This window comes from Sulfitobacter sp. KMM 9851, assembly GCF_057178245.1.
Genome location: NZ_JBXUCW010000003.1, coordinates 41,101 through 63,060, shown reverse-complemented (window position 1 = coordinate 63,060; position 21,960 = coordinate 41,101). Strand labels below are relative to the sequence as shown.

Here is a 21,960-nt window from a genome sequence, read left to right as displayed (position 1 = left end):
CCTTCAATAACGGAACAGGCGGGCGGCAAGCAGCCGTGCGCCGATCATCACCGTCTTGGCGATGACGTAGTAGATCACGGCGGCCAGCGCGAAGAATTCGAAGGTTCGGAAGCTGCGCGCGTTCAGGTCTTGGGTGACGCCGGCCAGATCAGAATTCAGCCCCACCGTGACCCCAAGCGAGGTCATGAGGATGGCCCAGACCATTTGGTTCGTGGTGGGCAGAAAAGAGATGCGGAACATCTGCGGCATGATGATCAGGCGAAATGCCTTGGCAGGCCCCATGCCAAGCGACCGCCCTGCCCTCAGTTGCGTGCCCGGTATGGCGCGCATTGCGCCGCGGAACGTCTCGCAGAGATAGCCCGCGTTATTAAATGCGATACCTGCCAGCAGTGCGGCATAGGGGCTGAGGTAAATCCCAAACGACCCCAGCCCGAAATGCGCCATGTAAATCTGAAACAACGCAGGCGTGTTGCGCGCAACCTCGACCCAGACAGTCGCGGGCGCGCGCAGCCAGCGGCTGTTGGCGTCGCGCGCCACGGCCAGCAATACCGCGATGGTGACGCCGATCAACATCGACAGAATTGAAATTTGCAGCGTGACCAGCGCGCCTTCCAGCATATCTGGAAAGGCGCGAAAGGCCTGCCGCCATTGAAAGGTGTAGTTGCCCATCTGTTGCTCCGATCAGCGGTTGCCGCGTGGCGGGGGCCCGACGGCCCCCGCATGCATCAACGATAGGACTTGGCGATGGTCAGATCAGGCGCGTCGCCACCGACCCATTTGTCGAACAGTTCTTGGTAGCGGCCCGACCGGACCTGCTGGTTCACAAACAGGTCGAGATAGTTGAGCAGGCCGTATTCCTGACGCAGGCCGATCAACGCAACGTAGTCCACGTCAAACGGCGCATCGCCCGCGATTTTCAGCCCGTCAAACTTGCCGCCCGCCACGATGGACGCGGCAACGGTCGAGGTCACAACAGTTGCGTCAATCTGGCCCTGCGACAGGGACAGGAACACATCGGCCTGCGACTGATATGACCGAAAGCTGCCTTCGCCCCAGGCATCAACCTGTTCTTCCAGCGCGATCGCCTCGAACGTGCCTGCAACGGACCCAACTGTGTGGCCCTTAAGGCTTTCAAAGCTATCGACGCCGCTGCCTTCCTTGGTCAGCACCACGTTGGTAAAGGCGAAATAGGGTACCGAAAAGCCGACTGTCTTGGCCCGTTCCAGCGTGTCGGATGTCGACGCAACACCGACGTCGGCGCGGCCTGAAACCAGCGCGGGGATACGGTCAGGAAATGGCGTTTCGACGATCTCGGCTTCGACGCCCAATGCAGCGGCCAGATCGTTGCAATAATCAACATCAAAGCCGACCGGCGTGTTGGTTTCATCGCGCGATCCCATAGGTGGGAAATCCAGCACAACGGCGCAGCGAAGCGTGCCGGATGCGATGATATCGTCCAGCTTGTCGGCCTGGGCGGCAGTCCCGATGACGGATGCGGCCAACAGGCCCCCGGCAAGGTAGGTAAGTTTCATGGATATCTCCCTGTGGTTGGTTGCCCCCGGCGTTGCTCTGGCCGGGGTGCGGTGGTGTGAAACAACACTGTATTTATATTAAATACAACAAGTATTTTAAGGAACGGCGTGCGCTAAGTTTCGATGCCTTGCGCGGCCGCGTTAGCCGATAAGTTTGTCGGGCAGCCATGTCGCCAATGTGGGGAAAAGCACGATCAGGATCAGCGTCAGAACCTGCAAGGCAATGAAAGGCAGAACCCCCCGGCACATCTGGCCATAGGTCATATCCGGCGGCGCGATGGACTTGAGATAAAAGATCGACGATGCCATGGGCGGTGTCAGGTAGCCGGTCTGGATGACGATCAGAACGAGCGTGGCAAACCAGACAGGATCAATGCCCGAAGATCGGATGAAAGGCGTGAACAACGGCACGCAGATCAGCACATTGGCTGTCCAATCCAGCACAAATCCAAGGACAAAAACAACCAGCAGGAAGAACACGATCATCCCCGTGGTGCCAAGGCCCGCACCGTCGATGAAATCGCGGATCAACCGGGCCCCGCCGTTGGCTGCAAACACCCCCATGAACATTGTACCGGCGGCCACGATCAACAGGATCATCGCAGAAATACGCACCGTAATGGCCAGTGATTCGCGCAGCACCAGCCCATTGAAGCGTCGGTTCGCGATACACAGGACCAGCGCGCCCGCCGCGCCGACGGCTGCCGCTTCGGTCGGGGATGCGATCCCGCCCAGGATTGAGCCAAGCACCGCAAAAATCAGCAAGAATACCGGCAGTAATGTCGTGACCGTAGCCCAAAGCTTCTCGGCCAATGTGAACTCTTCTTCGGGGGCGTCGCCCTCCATCGGTTCCGGCGGATATAGCGCGCCCTGTACGGCGATATAGCCAAGGAACAACACCACCATGATCAGGCCCGGTATCATCATCCCGGCCAAAAGCTTGCCCACAGACATCTGCGCCAGTGACGCATACATCACCGCGATGACCGACGGCGGAATCATCGTACCCAATGATCCACCAGCGCAGATCGTGCCGGCGATCAGCGTATTGTTATACCGTGCGCGCTGCATGGCAGGGATCGCCATCATGCCGATCATCACCTCGACCGCGCCAACCACGCCTGCCGCAGCAGCAAACACCGCGCCCATGGCGATTGTCGCCAACGCCAAGCCGCCCGGCAGGCGGCCCAGCCACATGTTCATCACCCGAAACAACCGTTCGGCAATGCCCGAGCGTTCAAGCAGCGCGCCCATCAAGATGAACATCGGAATGGCGGACAGTATAAAATTGGTCGAGGCCGAATAGAACGACCCATAGAGTTGGTTGAATCCAACCGGACCAAAGGCCACAAGCCCTGCCCCGACCGATACGATCACCAGCGAAAACGCCACCGGGATACCCAGCAGGATAAGCGCAAAAAGGGCAGGAAACATCAGGGCTGCTGTGGTCATTTCAGGTCTCGATCTTGAATGTGTCGTCGGATTTCGGGGACAGCAACGCGCGGATGCCTTCGGCAGCGAGCTGCAACGCCAATGCACCCAACCCAACGGCCAATGCTGTATAAAATGGCCACATCAGTGGCGCCCACGGGCTGACGTGTTCGACCTCGCCCGTCATGAAGGCGCGCCAGGCGCGGTGCCCGGCGATGGACGTCAGCTTGAGGAATATCGGGCAGAGGATGAACAGATTGACACAGCCATCAATGGAACCGCGCAGCCGGGTGGGCAAGCGCGACGACAGAAAATCAATGCGCACATGGGCGTCCTCGCGCAGGGCCTGCGCGGCCCCCAGCACAAAGAGCACGCCAGTACTCATGTAAGCGATGTCAAAGGCCCATTCAGTTGGCGCGCCAAAACCGTAGCGCGCCACCACTTCGTATAACATGGAGGCGATCAGGATCAGGACCATCGCTTGCGCAACATACCCCAGACCTGCCGAGATACCGTCGGCCAACGCCAAGAACCATCGCTTCATGATCACCCCCAGTTTCATTATTGACCGTTGCGGATCAAGTAACCGCTTTGCGCGGTCCAGCGGTCTTTGTAGGCGATGTAGTCAGCGAGGATGTCGGACATCTCTGCCTTACCATCTGCCTTTTGCGCCTCTGCGGTTTTGGTGATCCAGTCGAGGCCCGCAGCAGAAAGTTCTTTGGCAAATGCAGGGTCAAGTTCGATCACTTCCGCCTTGCTGCTGCGGAAAGTTTCCATCGCTTTCATGTCGAGATCATAAAAGTTGATCAGCGACTGCAGGGTGGTCAGTTCCGCCGCCGCTTCGATCTTGGGCTTCAACGCATCGTCCAGCGCATCCCAGGTTTCCTGCTTCAGCACGACTTCCCACAGGAAGGTCGGCTGATGCACGCCGGGGGTGATGATATAAGGCGCGGCCTCGTGGAAACCTTCGGGCAGGTTGCCGGAGGGCGGGCCCCATTCGATCGCGTCAACGCCTTTGCGTTCCAGCAGAGTGTAAATTTCACCTGGTGGCACAACCGTCGGCACAGCGCCGAAATAATCGCGCATCACTTCGGCCCAGGGGCCAGAGGTGCGGTACTTCAGACCTTTGAGGTCTTCGGCTGTTTTAATGGGCTTGTTGGCGTGGGCCATGATCTCGGACGACCCGATGCCAACGACAAGCGATTTGAACCCATCGGCATCGCGGATCTCTTGCAGCTTTTCCTTGCCGCCGCCTTCATAGATCCATGTGGCATAGGCTTCTGGCCCCATGCCGCCGGGAAAACCCGAAAAGATCGCGTTGATCGGGTTTTGATTAACCAGATAGCTAGGGGTGGAATGGCCCGCCTCGACAATGCCGTCGCGCACACCGTCATAGACTTGCAGGGCTGGCACAAGGATACCCGCGCCAAAGGGCTGAACCTCGACCGCGCCATCGGTCAGCAGATCGACGTTATCGGCAAAGCGTTCAAGGAAGTTGACGTAGAAAGGCGAGCCTTCCGGCACCGATGTGGGCACACGCCATGTCACATCTTGCGCAGCGGCGGCAGCGCCGAAAAGCGACAATGCGCCGGCCCAGGCCAATCGTTTGGAAATTGTGGACATCAGAGTCTCCTGTGTTGGATTTCCGCAGGCTCGGGATGGCTGCGGTTTGCGACTCACATTAATACAAATGTCATTTACTGTGTCGACACAAAAAATACACAAATGACGAAACTGCGCGATTTGCCTTTGAAATTATAGCCAATTTGGTGAAATTCCGGGCGCAATTCGCGCGTTGCGTGCAGTAATATCTTTGTATGCAAATTGGCCGGGCAACAGGTTTCCCCACGCCCGACCAAACTTGCCCCCTGCTTGCGCGGTTATTCCACGGCGTCTTGCGGCATCAGCGCAGCTGGCAGGTTCTGATAAGACACCGGGCGCAAGAAGCGGCGGATCGAAAGCGTGCCGACGCTGGTGGCGCCAAAGTTTGTGCTGGCCGGATATGGCCCGCCATGAACCATGGAATCCACCACTTCGACCCCGGTCGGAAAGCCATTTGCCAAGATGCGCCCGGCCTTGCGTTCAAGCACCGGCATCAAGTCGCGTGCGGCGTCGAGATCACCGTCATCGAGATGCAGTGTGACAGTAAGCTGTCCGGCAAGCCCCTTGGCGACACGCAACACTTCTGCATGCGACGCGGCGCGTACGACCAACCCAAGCGGGCCAAACACCTCTTCATGCAGGTTGGGGTTAGCCAAAAATTCCGCGGCCGTCGTTTCAAATAATGCGGGGGCGGCGGTGCGGCCCTCGCTGTTGGCGACGTGAACGGGGCGCACGGCATCGTTCGCTTTCAGATGGTCCCGACCACTACAGAACGCCTGTGCGATCCCGTCTGTCAGCATGGTCTGGGCCGCCACATCCTGCAAGGCAGTTGCGGCACTTTGAACAAACCGATCCGCGCCAGCGCCGTCGATCACCACGGCGATGCCGGGGTTGGTGCAAAACTGCCCCGCGCCCATGGTCAACGACGCGGCCCAGCCTTGGCCCAGCGTTTCGGCACGTGTGTCGATGGCTGCGGGCATCATGAACATCGGATTGACCGACCCGAGTTCACCAAAAAATGGGATCGGTTCGGAACGTGCGGCGCATAGATCAAACAAGGCACGGCCACCTGCAAGGCTCCCGGTAAAGCCGACGGCCTTGATCAGCGGATGCTGCACCACGGCCTGACCTACTGCGCGATCCCCGCCCTGAATCAGCGAAAAGACACCTTTGTGAATGCCGCAACGCGCAATGGCGGCATGGATCGCCTCGGCCACGATCTCTCCGGTGCCGGGGTGCGCGGAATGACCTTTGACAACCACCGGGCAGCCCGCCGCCAGCGCGGCTGCTGTGTCACCACCTGCCACCGAAAAGGCGAGCGGGAAGTTCGACGCGCCGAACACGGCCACGGGGCCAATCGGGCGTTGCATCATTGTAATCGCCGGGCGCGGCGCGGGCTGTCGGTCGGGCTGCGCCCCGTCGTGGCGCCGATCAAGGTAATCACCCTTTTCGATGTGATCCGCGAACAGACGAAGCTGTCCCACGGTGCGACCGCGTTCTCCGTCCAGCCGCGCGGCGGGTAGACCGCTTTCTTGGGTGCCGATCTCGGTGATCTGCGCCCCGCGTGCATCAATCTCATCTGCGATGGCATTCAGAAACGCAGCCCGGTCACTGCGGGTGCTATAGCCGTAGTCCCAAAACGCTGCCTCTGCCGCTTCGCAGGCACGGGCGACCAGTTCGGGTGTGCCGACAGAGAAATCATGCGCCGGACCATGCGCCGGGGTGGAGGCGAAGGTGTCATCAGAGGCGATCCAGTCGCCTGCGATCAGGTGCTTGCCATGTGGGGTGAATGCCATCTGTCAGTTCCTTTTTCCTGCGAGGACAAGCCGCCGCGCCAAAGCCCGGATGTCAGCTTGCTATCATGCGCTCTTGCATACATGATGTATGCACGATTGCAACCTAGAAGACCACGAGGATTTCACATGCCCCCAACCACCCTGTCCTGCGATGCGCTGACGCAGATCGTCACCGAAATATTTCTACGCGGCGGGCTAGCGCCGCTGCACGCCGATGCACTGGCCCGCGTCATCGTCGCGGGCGAAGGGGACGCGTGCAAATCACACGGTATTTACCGGATCGAAGGCTGTCTGCGCACGCTAAAAGCGGGCAAGGTTGTGCCTGATGCGGTGCCGGTTGTGCATCACGATAGCAGCGGCATCGTTCGTGTGGATGCCAAGGGCGGGTTTTCAAATGCGGCCTTTGACATGGGCGTGCCAGTCTTGGCCGCGCGGTGCCGTGATCTGGGCATTGCGGCGATGGTGATCAATGACTGCACCCATTTCGCAGCACTTTGGCCCGAGATTGAAGCGTTGACCGATGTCGGCCTCGCCGCCATGGCGATGTGTCCAAGTTATGCCAGTGTCGCCCCGACCGGCGGCACACAGCCCTTGATGGGCACAAACCCCTTCGCCTTTGGCTGGCCCCGGCCCGGCGGCACCCCCTATGTTTTTGATTTCGCCACCAGCGTCGCGGCGCGCGGCGAGATCGAGTTGCACCGCCGCGCCGGCACCCCGCTGCCCGAGGGCTGGGCGATTGCACCCGATGGCACGCCCACCACAGACCCCGACGCGGCCCTAGCGGGCGCGATGTTGCCCTTTGGCGGCCACAAGGGGTCGGCCATTTCCACCATGATCGAATTGCTGGCAGGCGTTATGATCGGTGATCAGACCAGCCCCGAAGCCCGCGAGGCACTGGGTGCGATGTCGCTGGCCCCGGCACATGGCGAATTGATCATCGCCTTTGATCCTGCCCGCTTTACAGCCGGGCGCGCTGGTGATCCGATGGCCCGCGCCGAAAAGTTGTTCGAAGCGATCATAGGACAGGGCGCGCGCCTGCCGTCACAACGGCGTTTTGCCGCCCGTGCGCAAACAACGGTTCAGGGTATCCCGCTCACTCAGACCGAAATCAGCACTCTTGAACGCCTGCTGGAATTTGGCCTTGATGCGGTGACGTGACGCAAAAAGGCCCTCCGCAGCACGGAGGGCCTTTCCCACAGAGAGGTGTTGAGCGCGGTGTTCAGGCTGCGTATTTCGCGATCACGCCGCCTTGCTTGCTCCAATCCGCATACCAGGTGCGGAACAGATTGTGCTGCGCCTCCACATAGCCGCGCTGGCTGTCGGACAGGGCATCGGTTTCATTAAAGTGCAGACCGTATTCCGCATACCCTTCCAGCACCATCATATGCTTGTAGTACAGCACCAGATCCGGGCCTTCGTCGAAAGAAGACAAAACACCAAGGGCCGCTTCCAGCTCAAGCGCGCGCTGGCGTGCCTCGGCGTCACCTGCGGCCGCGGCCTGGCTTAGCGCCACCATATGCAGCACCTCTTTGGGCAGCACGTTGCCGATACCAGTGATGGCGCCTGTGGCACCGCAGTTGACAAAACCGTGGAACACGGTGGTATCGACACCGATCATCAGGGTCACTTCGTCGTCCCTGCTGGTGATGTTTTCCGCCGCATAGCGCATGTCTTCTGCGCCGCCAAATTCCTTGAACCCGACGAGGTTGGGATGTTCAGCGCGCAGGGCAAAGAACAGTTCAGCACGTGTGGCAAAACCATAATAGGGGCTGTTGTAGATCACCGCCGGCAGATCAGGAGCGGCCCCCAGGACTGCCTTGAAATGCGCACGCTGTGCTGTGATCGACGGGCCGCGCGACAACACGCGGGGGATCACCATCAACCCATGCGCGCCAACCTTTTGCGCATGTGCCGCATGTTCGGCAGCCAGTTTACTGTTCACGGCACCGGTGCCAACAATCACAGGCACCCCTGCCTTTACCAGACGTTCAACGCCTTCCATACGCTCTGCGTCGGTCAGCAGGGGCCAATCCCCCATCGACCCACAATAGACCACAGCGCGCATTCCGTCAGAAATCAGCTTTTTACCCATGCGCACCAGTGCGTCGAAATCCGGTTTCCGATCCTCTGTGCAAGGGGTCATCAGGGCCGGGATGCAGCCAGAAAAGATTGTCGAAGTCATCATATTCTCCATCATAGAAATCTGTCCTCCAGCGCGCGGACGTGCCTACGCCATGCCGGGCTAAAAGCATAATAGCTCTTGTATTCTTTTTGTCGACAAGAAAAATATGTTAGCTTATTTTTGGGCCTAAACCCCATCTTTTCAAGCGCTTATAGCGAGATGTGCTGCCGTCTGTCGCGTGAAATCAATGACTGAATCTGATGAACGATCTGATCCGCATGCACTGCGGCAAGTGAATCTGCACGCGCGATATCACGTGTTTCGATGGCCTCGATCAGATCCTCATGCTCCTGGACATATTGGTGCGGCAGTTGGTCGTCGAAGGACGAATAGTACATCCGCAACAACCGCCTCCCTTCATCCAGCAGGCGCAGGCACAGGGATTCATAATAAGGATTGCGCCCCGCCATGGCGATCACCGCATGGAATTCCCGGTTTGTGGCAATCATCGCCAATGCATCCTGCGCCGCAACCGCTGCTGCAAATTCTTTCTGACGCGCCCGGATTGCTGCCATATCGGCGGGGGTCTGATACTGCGCCGCCAGACGTGTCGTGACGCGGTACATCAATGTGATCGCATCAAAGAACGTGTGCATGTTCATGAAATCAATATTGGACACGACGGTTGACCGGTTTGGCAGCGTTGTCACCAGCCCCTCGCTGGCCAGACGCACCAGCGCTTCGCGGATCGGGGTCCGCGACATCGACAGGCGCTCTGACAGCTGAATCTCGTCGATGGGGCTACCTGGCGCCAGTGTCAGGGCAAGAATTTCGTCCCGCAGAATAGTGTAAACGAATTGTACCCCGGACCCGCGTTTGCGCTCGGACGGTTTGGATTTAGGTGCCATAGGTCACTTTCTCGTCGACATGCCCAGTATCAATAGGTGTTTTCCCGAGAAACAACAATTGCCCGGCTAAACACTCTTAGGTTCTAAACATTGGCCCTGCAATCCCGGCCCGCGCAGATGTCAAAGTGCGGCGCGCAGACACGCCTCAAGCGCTGTAACGGGCAGAACGCAGGGGTTGGCGCGCATCGACGACGATGCGTGTGCCTCTTGCGCCACGGCGGTCAGATCCGCCTCGCTGCCGATCCAGCGGCCCAAGCGGTCCAAACCCCACGCATCAATCCGGGCATCAAGGGCGGCAAATACATCGGCGCGCGGCAAGCCAAAGCCGGTCGCCAGCCATTCCAGAACCGCGTCCATGCGGGCCGATGGCCCCATGCCGGCGTGATTGGCGGCCAGTACCGGACCCAGCAACCGACCGCAGATCAACCCATGCGGCGCGCCGAAACGCCCGCCAACCACACCCGCCAGACCATGCACGGCGCCCAAACCCGCGTTAGCCAGCGCCAGCCCCCCCGACAGGCTGACATAGGCCATCGCATCGCGGGCGTCGCTGTCTTCGCCGGATTCGAGCTGGCGCAGGGCCGCGATGCCCATTGGGATTGCCGCGCGGCAGATGGCATCAGTCAACAGGTTTGCGCGCGATGACAGAAACGGCTCGATCACCTGCACCAACGCGTCGAGGCCAGAGCCAAGCGTTACGGCGCGCGGCGCGTTATCCGTCAGCGCCGGGTCCACCAAGGCGAGGCGTGGCAACATACGGTCGGCGCGCAGGCTGACTTTGCGCGCGGCGTCCGGTACGGCGATCACAGCATTCTTGGTCACTTCGGCCCCGGTGCCTGCGGTGGTCGGGATCGCAACCATCGGCAGCGGGTCTGTTGTCAGCGCCCTGCCCTGCCCCACAACTTCGAGGTGGTCCATAATGTGGCCCTGACTTGGGATCAGTGCCGCGGCCGCTTTGGCAAGATCAAGTATCGCACCGCCGCCCACGCCGACAACTGCGTCCACGGCTGCACCCCGTCCGGCGGCGGTGGCGGCGGTCACCCCTGCGATATCCGGCTCCCCCGCTGCGCGATATTCCGTTACCGTCGCCCCCTGCGCGCGAAGCCGTGATGCCAGTTCGTCGACCCAGGCAACAGAAGACCCCCGCACCAGCAAGACCCTGCGCCCGAACGGCATTACCAGTGCCGCGGCATCATTCGCCACGCCCCGGCCAAAGCGTATGCGCCCGGCTGTGGTAAAATCAAATGGACCGATACCTGACATCAAAATTGCAACGTGGCGGCCACCGCACGTTTCCAAGCGGCATATTTTTCGTCGCGCACGGTTTCGGGCATCTGCGATGTGAATTGCGCATCGAGCGCCCATTCACGGGCAAAGCCTGCCATGTCGGGGTAAATCCCTACGCGCTGACCAGCCAGCCACGCGACCCCTAGCGCGGTGGTTTCCAACACGCGCGGTCGGTCAACCGGTGCCCCTATTACGTCTGACAGAAACTGCATGGCCCAGTCGCTCGCGCTCATCCCGCCATCAACACGCAGGGTGGCAATATCACCCGCCGCACCCTGCGCCGCCCAATCGGCCTGCATCGCCTCTAACAGGTCACGGGTCTGGTAACCGACACTTTCCAGGGCCGCACGGGCGAGTTCGGCCGGGCCGGAATTGCGCGTCAGCCCGAACACCGCCCCGCGACATTCCGCATTCCAATAGGGCGCGCCGAGGCCGACAAAGGCAGGCACCAGCACCACGTTCTGATTTGGGTCCGCACGTTCAGCCAGGGCTTGGGTTTCGCCCGCCTCGCGGATGATCTTGAGCCCGTCGCGCAGCCATTGCACCACGGCGCCTGCGACAAAAATTGACCCTTCGAGCGCGTACGTCGGTTTGCCGTCCAATTGGTAAGCGATGGTCGTCAGCAAGCGATTGGTCGAGGTTACCGCCGTATCGCCGGTGTTCAACAAGGCAAAACACCCGGTGCCGTAGGTCGATTTCATCATGCCGGGTTTGAAACAGGCCTGACCGATGGTCGCTGCCTGCTGATCCCCCGCCACACCCATGATCGGGATCGGGCGTCCGAAAAGGTCGGGGCGCGTGGTTCCGAAATCCGCCGCACAGTCGCGCACCTCGGGCAACATCTGCATCGGGATGTCGAACAGGTTACAGATTGTCTGGCTCCACCGGCCCTTGTGAATGTCATACAGCAGGGTGCGCGCGGCGTTGGTGGCGTCGGTTGCATGTATCTCCCCGCCGGTCAGCTTCCAGATCAGGTAACTATCGACCGTCCCAAACAGCAGGTCACCACGTTTGGCCCGGTCGCGCGCGCCCTCGACATTGTCCAAGATCCACTTGAGCTTGGTGCCAGAAAAATACGGATCTGCCAGCAATCCGGTGCGCGCGGTGATCATCTTGTCATCGCCGCTCTCGCGCAGCGTGCGGCAGAAATCTGCGGTGCGGCGGTCCTGCCAGACGATGGCGTTATGGATAGGCGCGCCGGTTTTGGCGTCCCAAACCAGCGTGGTTTCGCGTTGGTTGGTGATGCCGATGGCGGCGATGTCATCGGGGGCCAGCCCGGCCTTTTCGATCACCGCGCGGCAGGTGCCTGCGGTCGTGGCCCACAGATCACCGGGATCATGTTCCACCCAGCCGGATTGCGGGAAATGTTGGGGAAATTCTTCTTGGGCCGTGGCGATCACGGCCATTGCGCTGTCAAAAATGATGGCGCGTGACGATGTGGTACCTTGGTCGATGGCAAGGATATGGGTCATGGCATTGATCCCGAATGATGGCGCAGTCGCAAATAAAAAAGGGCCGGGGCGCAATACGCGCGCCCCGGCCCCGAAGTGTGGCTTACTGCCAGGATTTGATCAACTCTTCGTAGCTGATGGTCTCTGGTGCAGGGTCTTCATTGTCGAGCTTGGCAACAGGGGAGCCAGGCTGTTCCAGCCAGTAGGACGCATCCTGTTCCTCGTTCATCTTCGGACCCAGATCGCCTTGCACGCCTGCGCGCTCAAGCCGTTCCAGCACTTTTTCCTGCTCGGCACAAAGGCTGTCGAGTGCTTCTTGCGGGGTTTTCGCACCGGACATTGCGTCGCCGATGTTCTGCCACCACAGTTGAGCCAGCTTGGGATAATCCGGCACGTTTGTCCCGGTTGGGGACCACGCGACGCGGGCAGGCGAGCGGTAGAACTCGACCAGACCGCCCAGCTTGGGCGCACGCTCGGTAAAGCTTTCGTGCTGGATGGTCGACTCGCGGATAAAGGTCAGGCCGGCGTGGGCCTTTTCCACGTCCACGGTCTTGGACGTCACGAACTGCGCATAAAGCCAAGCGGCCTTGGCGCGATCGACCGGTGTGCTTTCCATCAGCGTCCAGCTGCCCACATCCTGATAGCCGACCTTCTGGCCGTCTTTCCAGTATGCCCCATGCGGGCTGGGGGCCATGCGCCACTTGGGCGTGCCGTCGTCGTTTAGCACGGCCTTGGCGGCGTCGTTTACCATGTCAGCGGTAAAGGCGGTGTACCAGAACATCTGCTGGGCAATCGCACCCTGTGCAGGAACCGGTCCAGCCTCACCAAAGGTCATGCCAGCGGCAGCCGGAGGCGTATATTTTTCCAGCCATTCGATGGATTTGGTGATCGCATAGACGGCCGCCGCATCGTTGGTGGCCCCGCCACGGGTAACGCAAGAGCCGACGGGCTGTGAATTTTCGTTCACCCGGATGCCCCATTCGTCAACCGGCAGACCGTTGGGTTCGCCCACGTCGCCCATACCAGCCATGGACATCCACGCATCAGTGTAGCGCCAGCCAAGCGATGGGTCTTTCTTGCCGTAGTCCATGTTGCCATAGACTTCGACGCCATCAATGGTGCGGCCAGTGAAGAATTCAGCGATGTCTTCATAAGCAGACCAGTTGACCGGCACACCCAGATCATAGCCGTATTTTTCCTTGAACTCGGCCATCAGGTCGGGATCGGTGAACCAATCCTGGCGGAACCAATAGAGGTTCGCAAACTGCTGGTCTGGCAGTTGGTACAATTCACCATCTGGCGACGTGGTGAAATCCAGACCGATGTAGTCTTCCAGATCCAGACCGGGGTTGGTGACGTCTTTGCCCTCATTCGCCATCCAGTCGGTCAGACTGCGTGCCTGCTTGTAACGCCAGTGCGTGCCAATCAGATCAGAGTCGTTGATATAGGCGTCATAGATATTTTCGCCCGACTGCATCTGCGTTTGCAGTTTTTCCACCACATCGCCTTCGCCGATCAGATCATGGGTGATCTTGATACCCGTGATCGCGGTGAATGCCGGGGCCAGAACGTTGGCCTCGTATTCGTGGGTCGTGATGGTTTCGGACACAACCTTGATGTCCATGCCCTTGAACGGCTCGGCGGCGTCGACGAAAAACTGCATCTCCGCTTCTTGCTCTTCGCGGCTAAGCGCGGAGCGTTCGATGTTCTCGTCCAAGAACTTCTGAGCGGCGTCCATATCCGCAAAGACAGGCCCGGCCAGCAAGCCCAGCGTGACCGCAAGCGCGGTACTTGATTTCATGACAGATAGTCTCATTTTGTCCTCCCAAGACAGTTAGTTAACGTATAGCGGCCTTCCCCGATTGCCCGGAGATTGGCCATAGAACTGCCTAAACCCAGCGGAACACCGCAACGGCATAGGCCAGACAGACCAGCAGCGCATAGGGCTGCGGGCCTGCCTCAAAACCCAGCCAGATCAGATTGATAAAGGCCGAGCCGAGAAGCGTGATGAACAGACGGTCACCACGGGTTGTTTCAATCCTGAGCACGCCGACGCGGGGCGTCTCAGGGTATTTGATCGCGAGGATCGTAAAAGTGACCAGCAAACAGGCGATCACCACAAAAAACAGGGCGGTGGGGGTGGTCCAGGCCATCCAAGACATGTCGGGGCTCCCTTCTTACACGCGGCCCAGGGCAAAGCCCTTGGCGATGTAGTTGCGGACAAAATAAATCACCAAGGCGCCAGGCACGATCGTCAGCACCCCGGCAGCAGCCAGCACACCCCAATCAAGGCCAGAGGCGCTGACGGTACGGGTCATGGTGGCCGCGATGGGTTTCGCGTCGACGGATGTCAGCGTGCGCGACAGCAGCAGTTCGACCCATGAGAACATGAAACAGAAAAACGCCGCGACCCCGATGCCACTGGCAATCAGCGGCGTGAAAATACGGATGAAAAAGCGCGGGAAGGAATAACCATCCAGATACGCCGTTTCGTCAATCTCTTTCGGCACGCCGCGCATGAAACCTTCCAAGATCCAGACCGCCAGCGGCACATTGAACAGACAATGCGCCAGCGCCACAGCGATATGGGTGTCGAACAGGCCCACCGATGAATAGAGCTGGAAAAACGGCAGCGCGAAAACCGCAGGGGGTGCCATCCGGTTGGTCAGCAGCCAGAAAAACAGGTGCTTGTCGCCCATAAAGCTGTACCGGCTAAAGGCATAGGCCGCAGGCAGCGCCACGGCGAGGCTGATCACGGTGTTCATCACGACATAGATCAGGCTGTTGACATACCCCATGTACCAGCTCGGATCGGTCAGAATCTTGGTGTAATTCGCCAGCGTCAGATCACGCGGAAACAGCGAAAACGCCCCGAGGATTTCAGCGTTGGTTTTAAGGCTCATGTTGATCAGCCAGTAGATCGGCAGCAACAGGAAGATAAGATAGATCGTCATCACGATCATCGACCCGTTTGGCCGGAAGCGCTGCCGCCGCGTGATGCTGACGGTATCTGTCACCTTGCCGGGCAGATCAGCGGCGCCGGGGGCTTGTAAGGTGCTATCGGACATTACACACCATCCCTTTTGTCGAGGTTGACCATGACGGTGTAGAACACCCATGAGATCAACAGGATTACGAGGAAATACATCAGGCTGAATGCCGCCGCGGGCCCCAGATCAAACTGGCCAATCGCCATTTTAACCAGATCAATCGACAGGAAAGTGGTGGCATTGCCCGGCCCCCCGCCTGTGACGACAAACGGCTCCGTATAGATCATGAAACTGTCCATGAACCGCAGCAAGATGGCGATCATCAGCACGCCCGCCATCTTGGGCAGTTCGATATACCGAAACACAGCCCAGCGGCTTGCCTGATCAATTTTGGCGGCCTGATAATAGGCGTCTGGGATGGATTGCAGCCCGGCATATGCCAGCAGCGCCACAAGCGAAGTCCAGTGCCAGACATCCATCACAACAACGGTGATCCAGGCGGCGGTGATATCTTGGGTGTAGTTGTAGGTGATCCCCAGTTTATCGAGGGTGTACCCCAGCAAGCCGATATCGACGCGCCCAAAAATCTGCCAGATCGTGCCGACGACATTCCACGGGATCAGCAGTGGCAGCGACATCAGCACCAGACAGAAACTGGCCCAAAAGCCCTTTTTCGGCATATTCAGGGCCACGAAAATACCCAGCGGGATTTCAATGGCCAGAATAATCCCGGAAAAGATCAACTGTCGCCCCAGCGCATCCCACATCCGATCACTGGCCAGCATGTCCGAAAACCACTCCAGCCCCGCCCAGAAAAACTCATTGCGGCCAAAGGTGTCTTGCACCGAATAATTGACCACCGTCATCAGCGGGATCACGGCGGAAAATGCCACGAGGATCAGCACCGGCAGGACAAGGAACCATGCCTTTTGGTTGACTGTCTTGTTCATTCTACCTCCCCCTCTGCGCTGACGCGCCAATCGTCTGCGTAGACGTTGATGCCTGCTGGATCAAAACTGATCGCGGTGTTTTCGCTTGGAACCTCTGCGCCTTCTTCAGCGATGGCGTTGACCGGCTGGCCTGCGACGTCGAGGCGGATGATCTTGTGTCGGCCCACATCTTCGATGCGCGTGACCGTTGCCGGGACACCCACGCCGTCACCGTTCAGGCGAATAAACTCAGGCCGCACGCCCAGTTGCAGTTTGCCGCCCTTGGGCGCATAGCTCGCCGCCAGATCAACAGACGTGCCTGCGATCTGCGCCGTGCTGCCGCTGATATCCACATCAAACAGGTTCATCCCCGGCGAGCCGATGAAATACCCTACAAAAGTATGCGCGGGCCGTTCAAACAATTCCTGCGGCGTGCCAATCTGCACCACCCGCCCGTCAAACATCACCACGACCTTATCGGCAAAGGTCAGCGCCTCGGTCTGATCATGTGTCACATAGATCATCGTATGACCAAACTCATGGTGCAGCGATTTCAACTGCGTGCGCAATTCCCATTTCATATGGGGGTCGATCACCGTCAAAGGCTCATCAAACAGTAGCGCATTCACATCTTCGCGCACCATGCCACGGCCCAGCGAAATCTTCTGTTTCGCATCCGCCGTCAGCCCGCGTGCCTTGTGGTTCAGCACATCTTCCATACCGATCATCTGTGCAATCTGCTGCACGCGCTGCGCCACATATCCCGCATCCGCCCCGCGGTTGCGCAGTGGGAAGGCCAGATTGTCGCGCACGGTCATCGTGTCGTAGACGACCGGAAACTGGAAAACCTGTGCGATGTTACGCTCTGCCGTGGGGGCGTGGGTCACGTCGACATCGTTGAACAGGATGCGCCCCTGGCTGGGCTGCAACAGCCCTGAAATGATGTTCAGAAGGGTGGACTTCCCACAGCCTGACGCGCCCAGCAGCGCATAGGCCTCGCCGTCAATCCAGTCGTGGTTCAGCTCCTTCAGCGCGAAATCATCCTCGTGCTGCGGATTGGGCAGGTAGGAGTGTGCCAGATTATCAAGCGTGATTTTGGCCATTATGCTGCCTCCGCATAAGGCGCGGCAGAAACCAGTGCACCGTCATTGTCGAAAAGATAAATATGTGCCGGGTCCAGATAGACGCGCAGCGGTTGACCGGGTTTCAGGTGCTGAATGCCATGCACCAGACCGACCCAGCGTGCGCCGTGATAATCAAGGTGGACAAAGGTTTCGGACCCAGTGATCTCGGTCACGTTCAACACGGCGTCAAATCCGATCGCGACCGGCGTCTGTGCCGCCAGTGTTAGGTGATTGGGGCGGAACCCGGCGGTGTATTCGCCGTCGCCCAACGCGGCCATCGTCGCGGGTGTCGACATTTCGCCGCCGTCAAAGCGCAACATATTGCCCGCTTTGGTCATCGACAGAAAATTCATCGGTGGATCAGAGAACACCCGTGCTGTGGTGGCATTTTCAGGGCGGCGATACACATTTGGCGTCAGGCCAAATTGTGTGACGCGGCCTTCCCATAGCGCGGCGGTATTGCCGCCGAGCAGCAAGGCCTCCTCCGGTTCTGTCGTGGCATAGACGAAGATCGACCCGGCACGTTCAAATATCTTGGGGATTTCCGCACGCAGCTCTTCGCGCAGTTTGTAGTCAAGGTTTGCCAGTGGTTCATCCAGCAATACCAACCCGGCGTTTTTCACCAGGGCGCGCGCCAGCGCACAGCGTTGCTGCTGCCCGCCTGACAATTCCAGCGGCTTGCGCTGCAACATCGGGGTCAGTTGCATCAATTCGGCAGTTTCGCGTACGGCGCGGTCAATCTCGCTCTTTGATTTGCCCACCAGCTTCATTGGCGAGGCGATGTTGTCGTAGACGGTCATCGACGGGTAATTGATGAACTGCTGATACACCATCGCCACCTTGCGGTCCTGCACGCGCATGCCCGTGACATCCTGATCATTCCAGATGACCTGCCCGGTGTTCGGCACATCCAGCCCCGCCATCAACCGCATGAGCGATGTCTTACCCGACGACGTTGGCCCCAACAGCACATTCATCGTGCCCTTTTCCAAGGTCAGATCGGTCGGATAAATATGGGTCTGCGACCCGACCTTCTTCGACACGTTTTTTAGGATCAAACTCACGTCTGTCCTCCCTCTATTCCGCTGCACGGCTGGCAGATTTCGCCGCCCGCGCTTTCATCCAATTGTCCAACGTGGTGATCTGGTCAGCATTCAGCCGCAAACCCAGCTTGCTGCGGCGCCAGATCACATCCTCGGCGCTGCGCGCATATTCCTTATCCATCAGCCATACCACTTCGCGCGCAGTCAATGTTGCGCCGAAATCTTCGCTTGGATCGTCGGTCACGGCGGCACCGCCCAGCATTTCCCAGCTTTCAGTGCCATAGGCACGCACCAGTCGCCGCGCCCATGTGCGGGTCAGAAACCCGTAATCCGCCTGCAGGCGGTCGATCAGCTCATCCACCCCGTCCACTGGAAAATCACCGCCCGGCAAAGCAACGCCTGCCGTCCATTCCGATGTCAGCGAAGGAAAGAAAGGTGCGATCATGTCCAACGCATCTTCGGCGAGTTTGCGGTAGGTTGTGATCTTGCCGCCAAAGACATTCAGGATCGGCGCGCCGCCGGCTGTGTCCACCTTGAGCGTATAATCACGGGTTGCCGCCGTCGCGCTGCTGGCGCCGTCATCGTAAAGCGGGCGCACACCGGAATACGTCCAGACGATATCACCGCGGCTTATGTTCTGTTTGAGATAGCTGTTTGCAAAATCAATCAGGTAATCTTGTTCTTCGGGCGTGCAAACGGGTTTTACCGACGGATCGGGGTGGTCGGCATCCGTGGTGCCGATCAGCGTGAAATCCTGTTCATAGGGAATGGTGAAAATGATCCGCCCATCCGTCCCTTGAAAGAAATAGCATTTGTCATGGTCATACAGCCGCTTTGTGACGATATGACTGCCCCGCACCAGCCGAACCCCTTCGGTTGAGTTGATGCGCACCGTGTTGTGGATGATGTCCCCAACCCAAGGACCGCCGGCGTTCACCAGCATTTTGGCGTGGATGACCTCTTGCGTGCCGCTGTCACTGTGTTCGACCGTTACGGCCCAGCCGTCGCTGGCGCGGGCGGCAGAGATCACCTTGCTGCGCACCATGATCCGCGCGCCGCGATTTTGGGCATCGCGGGCGTTCAGCACAACCAGCCGGGAATCCTCGATCCAGCAGTCGGAATATTCGAAAGCCTTTTCGAACCGGTCCTCCAACGGCGCACCTTCCGCCGTGCCGATCAACGACAGGCTGCGCGTGGCGGGCAATATTTTCCGACCGCCCAGATTGTCATATAGGAACAGCCCCAGCCGGATCAGCCAGGCAGGGCGCCGCCCACGCATCCACGGCATAAATATCCGCAACAGCTTTGACGTCGGCGTATCGCCCTCAAACCGCATGTCACGGTGATAAGGTAGCACAAAACGCATGGGCCAGGAAATATGCGGCATGGCGCGCAGCAGGGTCTCGCGTTCTGCCAGCGCATGTCGCACCAGCCCGACCTCGAAATATTCCAGATACCGCAGCCCGCCGTGAAACAGCTTGGTCGATGCCGATGATGTGGCGCTTGCCAGGTCGTTCATTTCCGCCAGCGTGACGGACATCCCCCGCCCGGCCGCATCCCGCGCGATACCGCAGCCATTGATGCCACCACCAATGACAAAAAGATCGACCTGATGCTGTTCGGGCTGTTTGTCGGTCACCTGGCCCTCCCCTGCTCAGATTGCGCGCCTACTTGCCATAGTGTTACGGAACACGCGAAATCTGCACAAGTTTTATTTTCGTTTATGTTCGCTTTTGCGGATTAACGAACATTCGCGCGCGATGGGTGCTGCCACGCACTCTTGCGCAATCATCGGCAAAAGGCATAATTGCCAGACCGTTAAGCGCCGGGAGCCGCATCATTTCACAAACATTTCGCCATCCTGATATCCTCGATATAGCGCGTCGCGAAGGTAAGGTTACCGTCGATGGGCTGGCCGAATATTTCGGCGTCACCCATCAAACGATTCGCCGCGATCTGACCGAATTGGCCGAGATCGGCAAACTGGAGCGCGTGCATGGCGGGGCCGTGCTGCCTTCGGGGGCCAGCAATATTGGCTATGCCGAGCGGCGCAATCTGAACGAAGATGCCAAGGCCCGCATCGCGCGCGCCTGTGTGCAGCATATCCCGGACGGCTGTTCGCTGTTTCTGAACATCGGCACCAGTACCGAAGCGGTGGCGCGCGCGCTGTTGCACCACCGCGATATCATGGTTGTCACCAACAACATGAACGTGGCCAATATCCTCGTCGACAACCCGGAATGCCAGATCATCCTGACGGGTGGCGCCCTGCGCCGCGCCGATGGCGGGCTGGTGGGCAACCTTACGATCGACACCATTCGGCATTTCAAGTTCGACATCGCGGTGATCGGCTGTTCAGCGATGGACGAAGACGGGGACCTGCTGGATTTCGACATCGAAGAGGTCGGCGTGAGCCAAAGCATCATCGCGCAATCGCGCCGGGCGTTTCTGGTGGCGGATCATTCCAAATTCAAACGTACGGCCCCCGCGCGCATCGCCTCGGCAGGGGACGTCGACATGTTCTTTACGGATCTGACCCTGCCGGCAGAGCTGCCGCGCAAATGTGCCGAATGGGGTACAGAAGTCATCATCGCCAATCAAACCGAATGATGCCGCTAGATTGTAACGCGCCGCAGTGGCATTCTATCTGTCTAGGCACATGAAGGCCCCTGCAATGACACGCGACTATTCGCACCTGTTTCCGACCGCCAAGACCCCAACGCCGCCGTCACCGCTGCGCTGTTTGGGCTGGCAGCATTTCTTTGCCCAGCAGCTTAGCGCGGATGAGCTGATCGAAACGCCCCCCGCCCGTGTTACTGCGGTGCACCGCAGCCGCTTTCACGTTCTGGGCGATGGTATTGATGTGCAGGTGCCGCCACTGCCAGACACGACAGTCGGTGACTGGGTGCTATATGATCCCGCCACCGGCACCGCGACCCGCAGGCTGGAGCGTAAGAGCCTGATCAAGCGCCGCGCGCCGGGGACGGACCGCGCCGTTCAGTTGATCGCCGCCAACATCGACACCGCGTTCATCGTCACCTCCTGCAATCAGGATTTCAACGTGGCGCGGCTTGAGCGGTACGTCGCATTGGTGCTTGAGGCCGAATTGTCCCCGGTTATCCTGCTGACCAAAGTGGACCTGTGCGACGATGCCCAAACCTATCTCGATGAGGCCCGCAAGGTGTCGTCGCGCGCGGATGTGGTGGCCCTTGATGCCCGCCACGGTGATGTTGCCAGCCAATTGGCACCCTGGACGGGCGCGGGCCAGACCATCGCGTTTCTAGGATCGTCCGGCGTGGGGAAATCCACCCTGACCAACGCGCTGACAGGCGGCGATACGATCGCAACGCAGGAAATCCGCGAGGCGGACGATAAGGGCCGTCACACCACCACCCACCGCGCGCTGCACCCGGTTGCGGGTGGCTGCATGGTGATGGACACGCCGGGGATGCGTCAGTTGCAGCTGACCGACATCGCGGCAGGAGTCGAGGCGGTGTTCGCCGATTTACACGATCTCTCTGCCCAGTGCCGCTTTCGCGACTGCATGCACGACAGCGAACCGGGCTGCGCGGTGCAGGCCGCCGTTGCCGATGGCACGATCGACGCCGACCGCATCCGCCGCTGGCGCAAGCTGGTGTCCGAAGAAGAACGCAACACCGCCAATCTGGCTGAACGCCGGTCCAAGGACAAACAACTGGGTAAATTCATCAACTCAGTGCAGCGCAAGAACCCCAAGGAATAACTG

Annotated in this window: 20 protein-coding genes; 3 read left to right on the top strand and 17 right to left on the bottom strand. The window is 59.5% G+C overall.

The window, feature by feature from the left end; all coding sequences use genetic code 11:
- Positions 1-3: 3 nt before the first annotated feature.
- From AC1965_RS19320 to AC1965_RS19295, 6 genes are all read right to left on the bottom strand, one after another.
- Positions 4-669: an amino acid ABC transporter permease gene (locus tag AC1965_RS19320; RefSeq protein ID WP_483887342.1), complete on the bottom strand. Its 666-nt coding sequence runs from the start codon at positions 667-669 to the stop codon at positions 4-6.
- A gap of 56 nt (positions 670-725) precedes the next feature.
- Complete coding sequence (locus tag AC1965_RS19315) at positions 726-1,532, bottom strand: ABC transporter substrate-binding protein (RefSeq protein ID WP_483887341.1); 807 nt, start codon at positions 1,530-1,532, stop codon at positions 726-728.
- A 141-nt stretch (positions 1,533-1,673) separates the two neighbouring features.
- Positions 1,674-2,984: a TRAP transporter large permease gene (locus AC1965_RS19310; RefSeq protein ID WP_483887340.1), complete on the bottom strand. Its 1,311-nt coding sequence runs from the start codon at positions 2,982-2,984 to the stop codon at positions 1,674-1,676.
- A 1-nt stretch (position 2,985) separates the two neighbouring features.
- On the bottom strand, positions 2,986-3,507 hold the full coding sequence (locus AC1965_RS19305; RefSeq protein ID WP_483887339.1) for a TRAP transporter small permease subunit: 522 nt from the start codon (positions 3,505-3,507) through the stop codon (positions 2,986-2,988).
- Positions 3,508-3,524: 17 nt separating this feature from the next.
- Positions 3,525-4,586: a TRAP transporter substrate-binding protein DctP gene (gene dctP / locus AC1965_RS19300; RefSeq protein ID WP_483887338.1), complete on the bottom strand. Its 1,062-nt coding sequence runs from the start codon at positions 4,584-4,586 to the stop codon at positions 3,525-3,527.
- A gap of 257 nt (positions 4,587-4,843) precedes the next feature.
- Positions 4,844-6,361: an aldehyde dehydrogenase (NADP(+)) gene (locus AC1965_RS19295; protein WP_483887337.1), complete on the bottom strand. Its 1,518-nt coding sequence runs from the start codon at positions 6,359-6,361 to the stop codon at positions 4,844-4,846.
- 126 nt (positions 6,362-6,487) lie between these two features.
- Between AC1965_RS19295 and AC1965_RS19290 the strand changes: the two genes are divergently transcribed.
- Positions 6,488-7,519 carry an Ldh family oxidoreductase gene (locus AC1965_RS19290; protein ID WP_483887336.1) on the top strand — a complete coding sequence of 344 codons (1,032 nt, stop codon included), beginning with the start codon at positions 6,488-6,490 and terminating at the stop codon, positions 7,517-7,519.
- Between the two features lie 61 nt (positions 7,520-7,580).
- On the opposite strand, the gene AC1965_RS19285 is transcribed toward AC1965_RS19290, so the two are convergent.
- From AC1965_RS19285 to glpD, 11 genes are all read right to left on the bottom strand, one after another.
- Positions 7,581-8,543 (bottom strand): dihydrodipicolinate synthase family protein, encoded by a 963-nt coding sequence (locus AC1965_RS19285; RefSeq protein WP_483887349.1) that lies wholly within the window; start codon positions 8,541-8,543, stop codon positions 7,581-7,583.
- 149 nt (positions 8,544-8,692) lie between these two features.
- Entirely contained in the window at positions 8,693-9,391 is a 699-nt protein-coding gene (locus AC1965_RS19280; protein ID WP_483887335.1) for a GntR family transcriptional regulator, read from the bottom strand.
- Positions 9,392-9,511: 120 nt separating this feature from the next.
- A complete protein-coding gene (locus AC1965_RS19275) occupies positions 9,512-10,654 on the bottom strand; it encodes an iron-containing alcohol dehydrogenase (protein ID WP_483887334.1) in 1,143 nt (380 codons plus the stop codon).
- The gene (gene glpK, locus AC1965_RS19270; protein ID WP_483887333.1) at positions 10,654-12,150 is read right to left on the bottom strand and encodes a glycerol kinase GlpK; all 1,497 of its coding nucleotides are present in this window, start codon (positions 12,148-12,150) and stop codon (positions 10,654-10,656) included. The genes AC1965_RS19275 and glpK overlap by 1 nt, the downstream gene beginning before the upstream one ends.
- 82 nt (positions 12,151-12,232) lie before the next feature.
- Positions 12,233-13,930: an ABC transporter substrate-binding protein gene (locus tag AC1965_RS19265; RefSeq protein ID WP_483887332.1), complete on the bottom strand. Its 1,698-nt coding sequence runs from the start codon at positions 13,928-13,930 to the stop codon at positions 12,233-12,235.
- Positions 13,931-14,018: 88 nt separating this feature from the next.
- On the bottom strand, positions 14,019-14,291 hold the full coding sequence (locus AC1965_RS19260; RefSeq protein ID WP_483887331.1) for a DUF2160 domain-containing protein: 273 nt from the start codon (positions 14,289-14,291) through the stop codon (positions 14,019-14,021).
- A gap of 15 nt (positions 14,292-14,306) precedes the next feature.
- Complete coding sequence (locus tag AC1965_RS19255; RefSeq protein WP_483887330.1) at positions 14,307-15,197, bottom strand: carbohydrate ABC transporter permease; 891 nt, start codon at positions 15,195-15,197, stop codon at positions 14,307-14,309.
- Positions 15,197-16,069 carry a carbohydrate ABC transporter permease gene (locus AC1965_RS19250; protein ID WP_483887329.1) on the bottom strand — a complete coding sequence of 291 codons (873 nt, stop codon included), beginning with the start codon at positions 16,067-16,069 and terminating at the stop codon, positions 15,197-15,199. Before AC1965_RS19250 ends, AC1965_RS19255 begins: the two co-directional genes overlap by 1 nt.
- Positions 16,066-17,151 carry an ABC transporter ATP-binding protein gene (locus tag AC1965_RS19245; RefSeq protein ID WP_483887328.1) on the bottom strand — a complete coding sequence of 362 codons (1,086 nt, stop codon included), beginning with the start codon at positions 17,149-17,151 and terminating at the stop codon, positions 16,066-16,068. The genes AC1965_RS19250 and AC1965_RS19245 overlap by 4 nt, the downstream gene beginning before the upstream one ends.
- Complete coding sequence (locus AC1965_RS19240) at positions 17,151-18,236, bottom strand: ABC transporter ATP-binding protein (protein WP_483887327.1); 1,086 nt, start codon at positions 18,234-18,236, stop codon at positions 17,151-17,153. The genes AC1965_RS19245 and AC1965_RS19240 overlap by 1 nt, the downstream gene beginning before the upstream one ends.
- Before the next feature lie 13 nt (positions 18,237-18,249).
- Positions 18,250-19,854, bottom strand: a complete 1,605-nt coding sequence (gene glpD, locus AC1965_RS19235) for a glycerol-3-phosphate dehydrogenase (protein WP_483887326.1) — start codon at positions 19,852-19,854, stop codon at positions 18,250-18,252.
- Between the two features lie 200 nt (positions 19,855-20,054).
- Between glpD and AC1965_RS19230 the strand changes: the two genes are divergently transcribed.
- Both AC1965_RS19230 and rsgA read left to right on the top strand, forming a co-directional pair.
- Positions 20,055-20,825: a DeoR/GlpR family DNA-binding transcription regulator gene (locus tag AC1965_RS19230; RefSeq protein ID WP_483887348.1), complete on the top strand. Its 771-nt coding sequence runs from the start codon at positions 20,055-20,057 to the stop codon at positions 20,823-20,825.
- 64 nt (positions 20,826-20,889) lie between these two features.
- Positions 20,890-21,957: a ribosome small subunit-dependent GTPase A gene (gene rsgA / locus AC1965_RS19225; RefSeq protein WP_483887325.1), complete on the top strand. Its 1,068-nt coding sequence runs from the start codon at positions 20,890-20,892 to the stop codon at positions 21,955-21,957.
- Positions 21,958-21,960: the final 3 nt, after the last annotated feature.

Bases quoted from the DNA above. Each gene is read 5' to 3' on its own strand.
- glpK (WP_483887333.1), bottom strand. From the start codon at position 12,150: ATGACCCATATCCTTGCCATCGACCAAGGTACCACATCGTCACGCGCC.
- AC1965_RS19320 (WP_483887342.1), bottom strand. From the start codon at position 669: ATGGGCAACTACACCTTTCAATGGCGGCAGGCCTTTCGCGCCTTTCCA.
- AC1965_RS19290 (WP_483887336.1), top strand. From the start codon at position 6,488: ATGCCCCCAACCACCCTGTCCTGCGATGCGCTGACGCAGATCGTCACC.
- AC1965_RS19305 (WP_483887339.1), bottom strand. From the start codon at position 3,507: ATGAAGCGATGGTTCTTGGCGTTGGCCGACGGTATCTCGGCAGGTCTG.
- AC1965_RS19280 (WP_483887335.1), bottom strand. From the start codon at position 9,391: ATGGCACCTAAATCCAAACCGTCCGAGCGCAAACGCGGGTCCGGGGTA.
- AC1965_RS19245 (WP_483887328.1), bottom strand. From the start codon at position 17,151: ATGGCCAAAATCACGCTTGATAATCTGGCACACTCCTACCTGCCCAAT.
- AC1965_RS19265 (WP_483887332.1), bottom strand. From the start codon at position 13,930: ATGAAATCAAGTACCGCGCTTGCGGTCACGCTGGGCTTGCTGGCCGGG.
- AC1965_RS19285 (WP_483887349.1), bottom strand. From the start codon at position 8,543: ATGACTTCGACAATCTTTTCTGGCTGCATCCCGGCCCTGATGACCCCT.
- dctP (WP_483887338.1), bottom strand. From the start codon at position 4,586: ATGTCCACAATTTCCAAACGATTGGCCTGGGCCGGCGCATTGTCGCTT.
- AC1965_RS19260 (WP_483887331.1), bottom strand. From the start codon at position 14,291: ATGTCTTGGATGGCCTGGACCACCCCCACCGCCCTGTTTTTTGTGGTG.
- AC1965_RS19310 (WP_483887340.1), bottom strand. From the start codon at position 2,984: ATGACCACAGCAGCCCTGATGTTTCCTGCCCTTTTTGCGCTTATCCTG.
- AC1965_RS19315 (WP_483887341.1), bottom strand. From the start codon at position 1,532: ATGAAACTTACCTACCTTGCCGGGGGCCTGTTGGCCGCATCCGTCATC.
- rsgA (WP_483887325.1), top strand. From the start codon at position 20,890: ATGACACGCGACTATTCGCACCTGTTTCCGACCGCCAAGACCCCAACG.
- AC1965_RS19275 (WP_483887334.1), bottom strand. From the start codon at position 10,654: ATGTCAGGTATCGGTCCATTTGATTTTACCACAGCCGGGCGCATACGC.
- AC1965_RS19250 (WP_483887329.1), bottom strand. From the start codon at position 16,069: ATGAACAAGACAGTCAACCAAAAGGCATGGTTCCTTGTCCTGCCGGTG.
- AC1965_RS19255 (WP_483887330.1), bottom strand. From the start codon at position 15,197: ATGTCCGATAGCACCTTACAAGCCCCCGGCGCCGCTGATCTGCCCGGC.
- AC1965_RS19295 (WP_483887337.1), bottom strand. From the start codon at position 6,361: ATGGCATTCACCCCACATGGCAAGCACCTGATCGCAGGCGACTGGATC.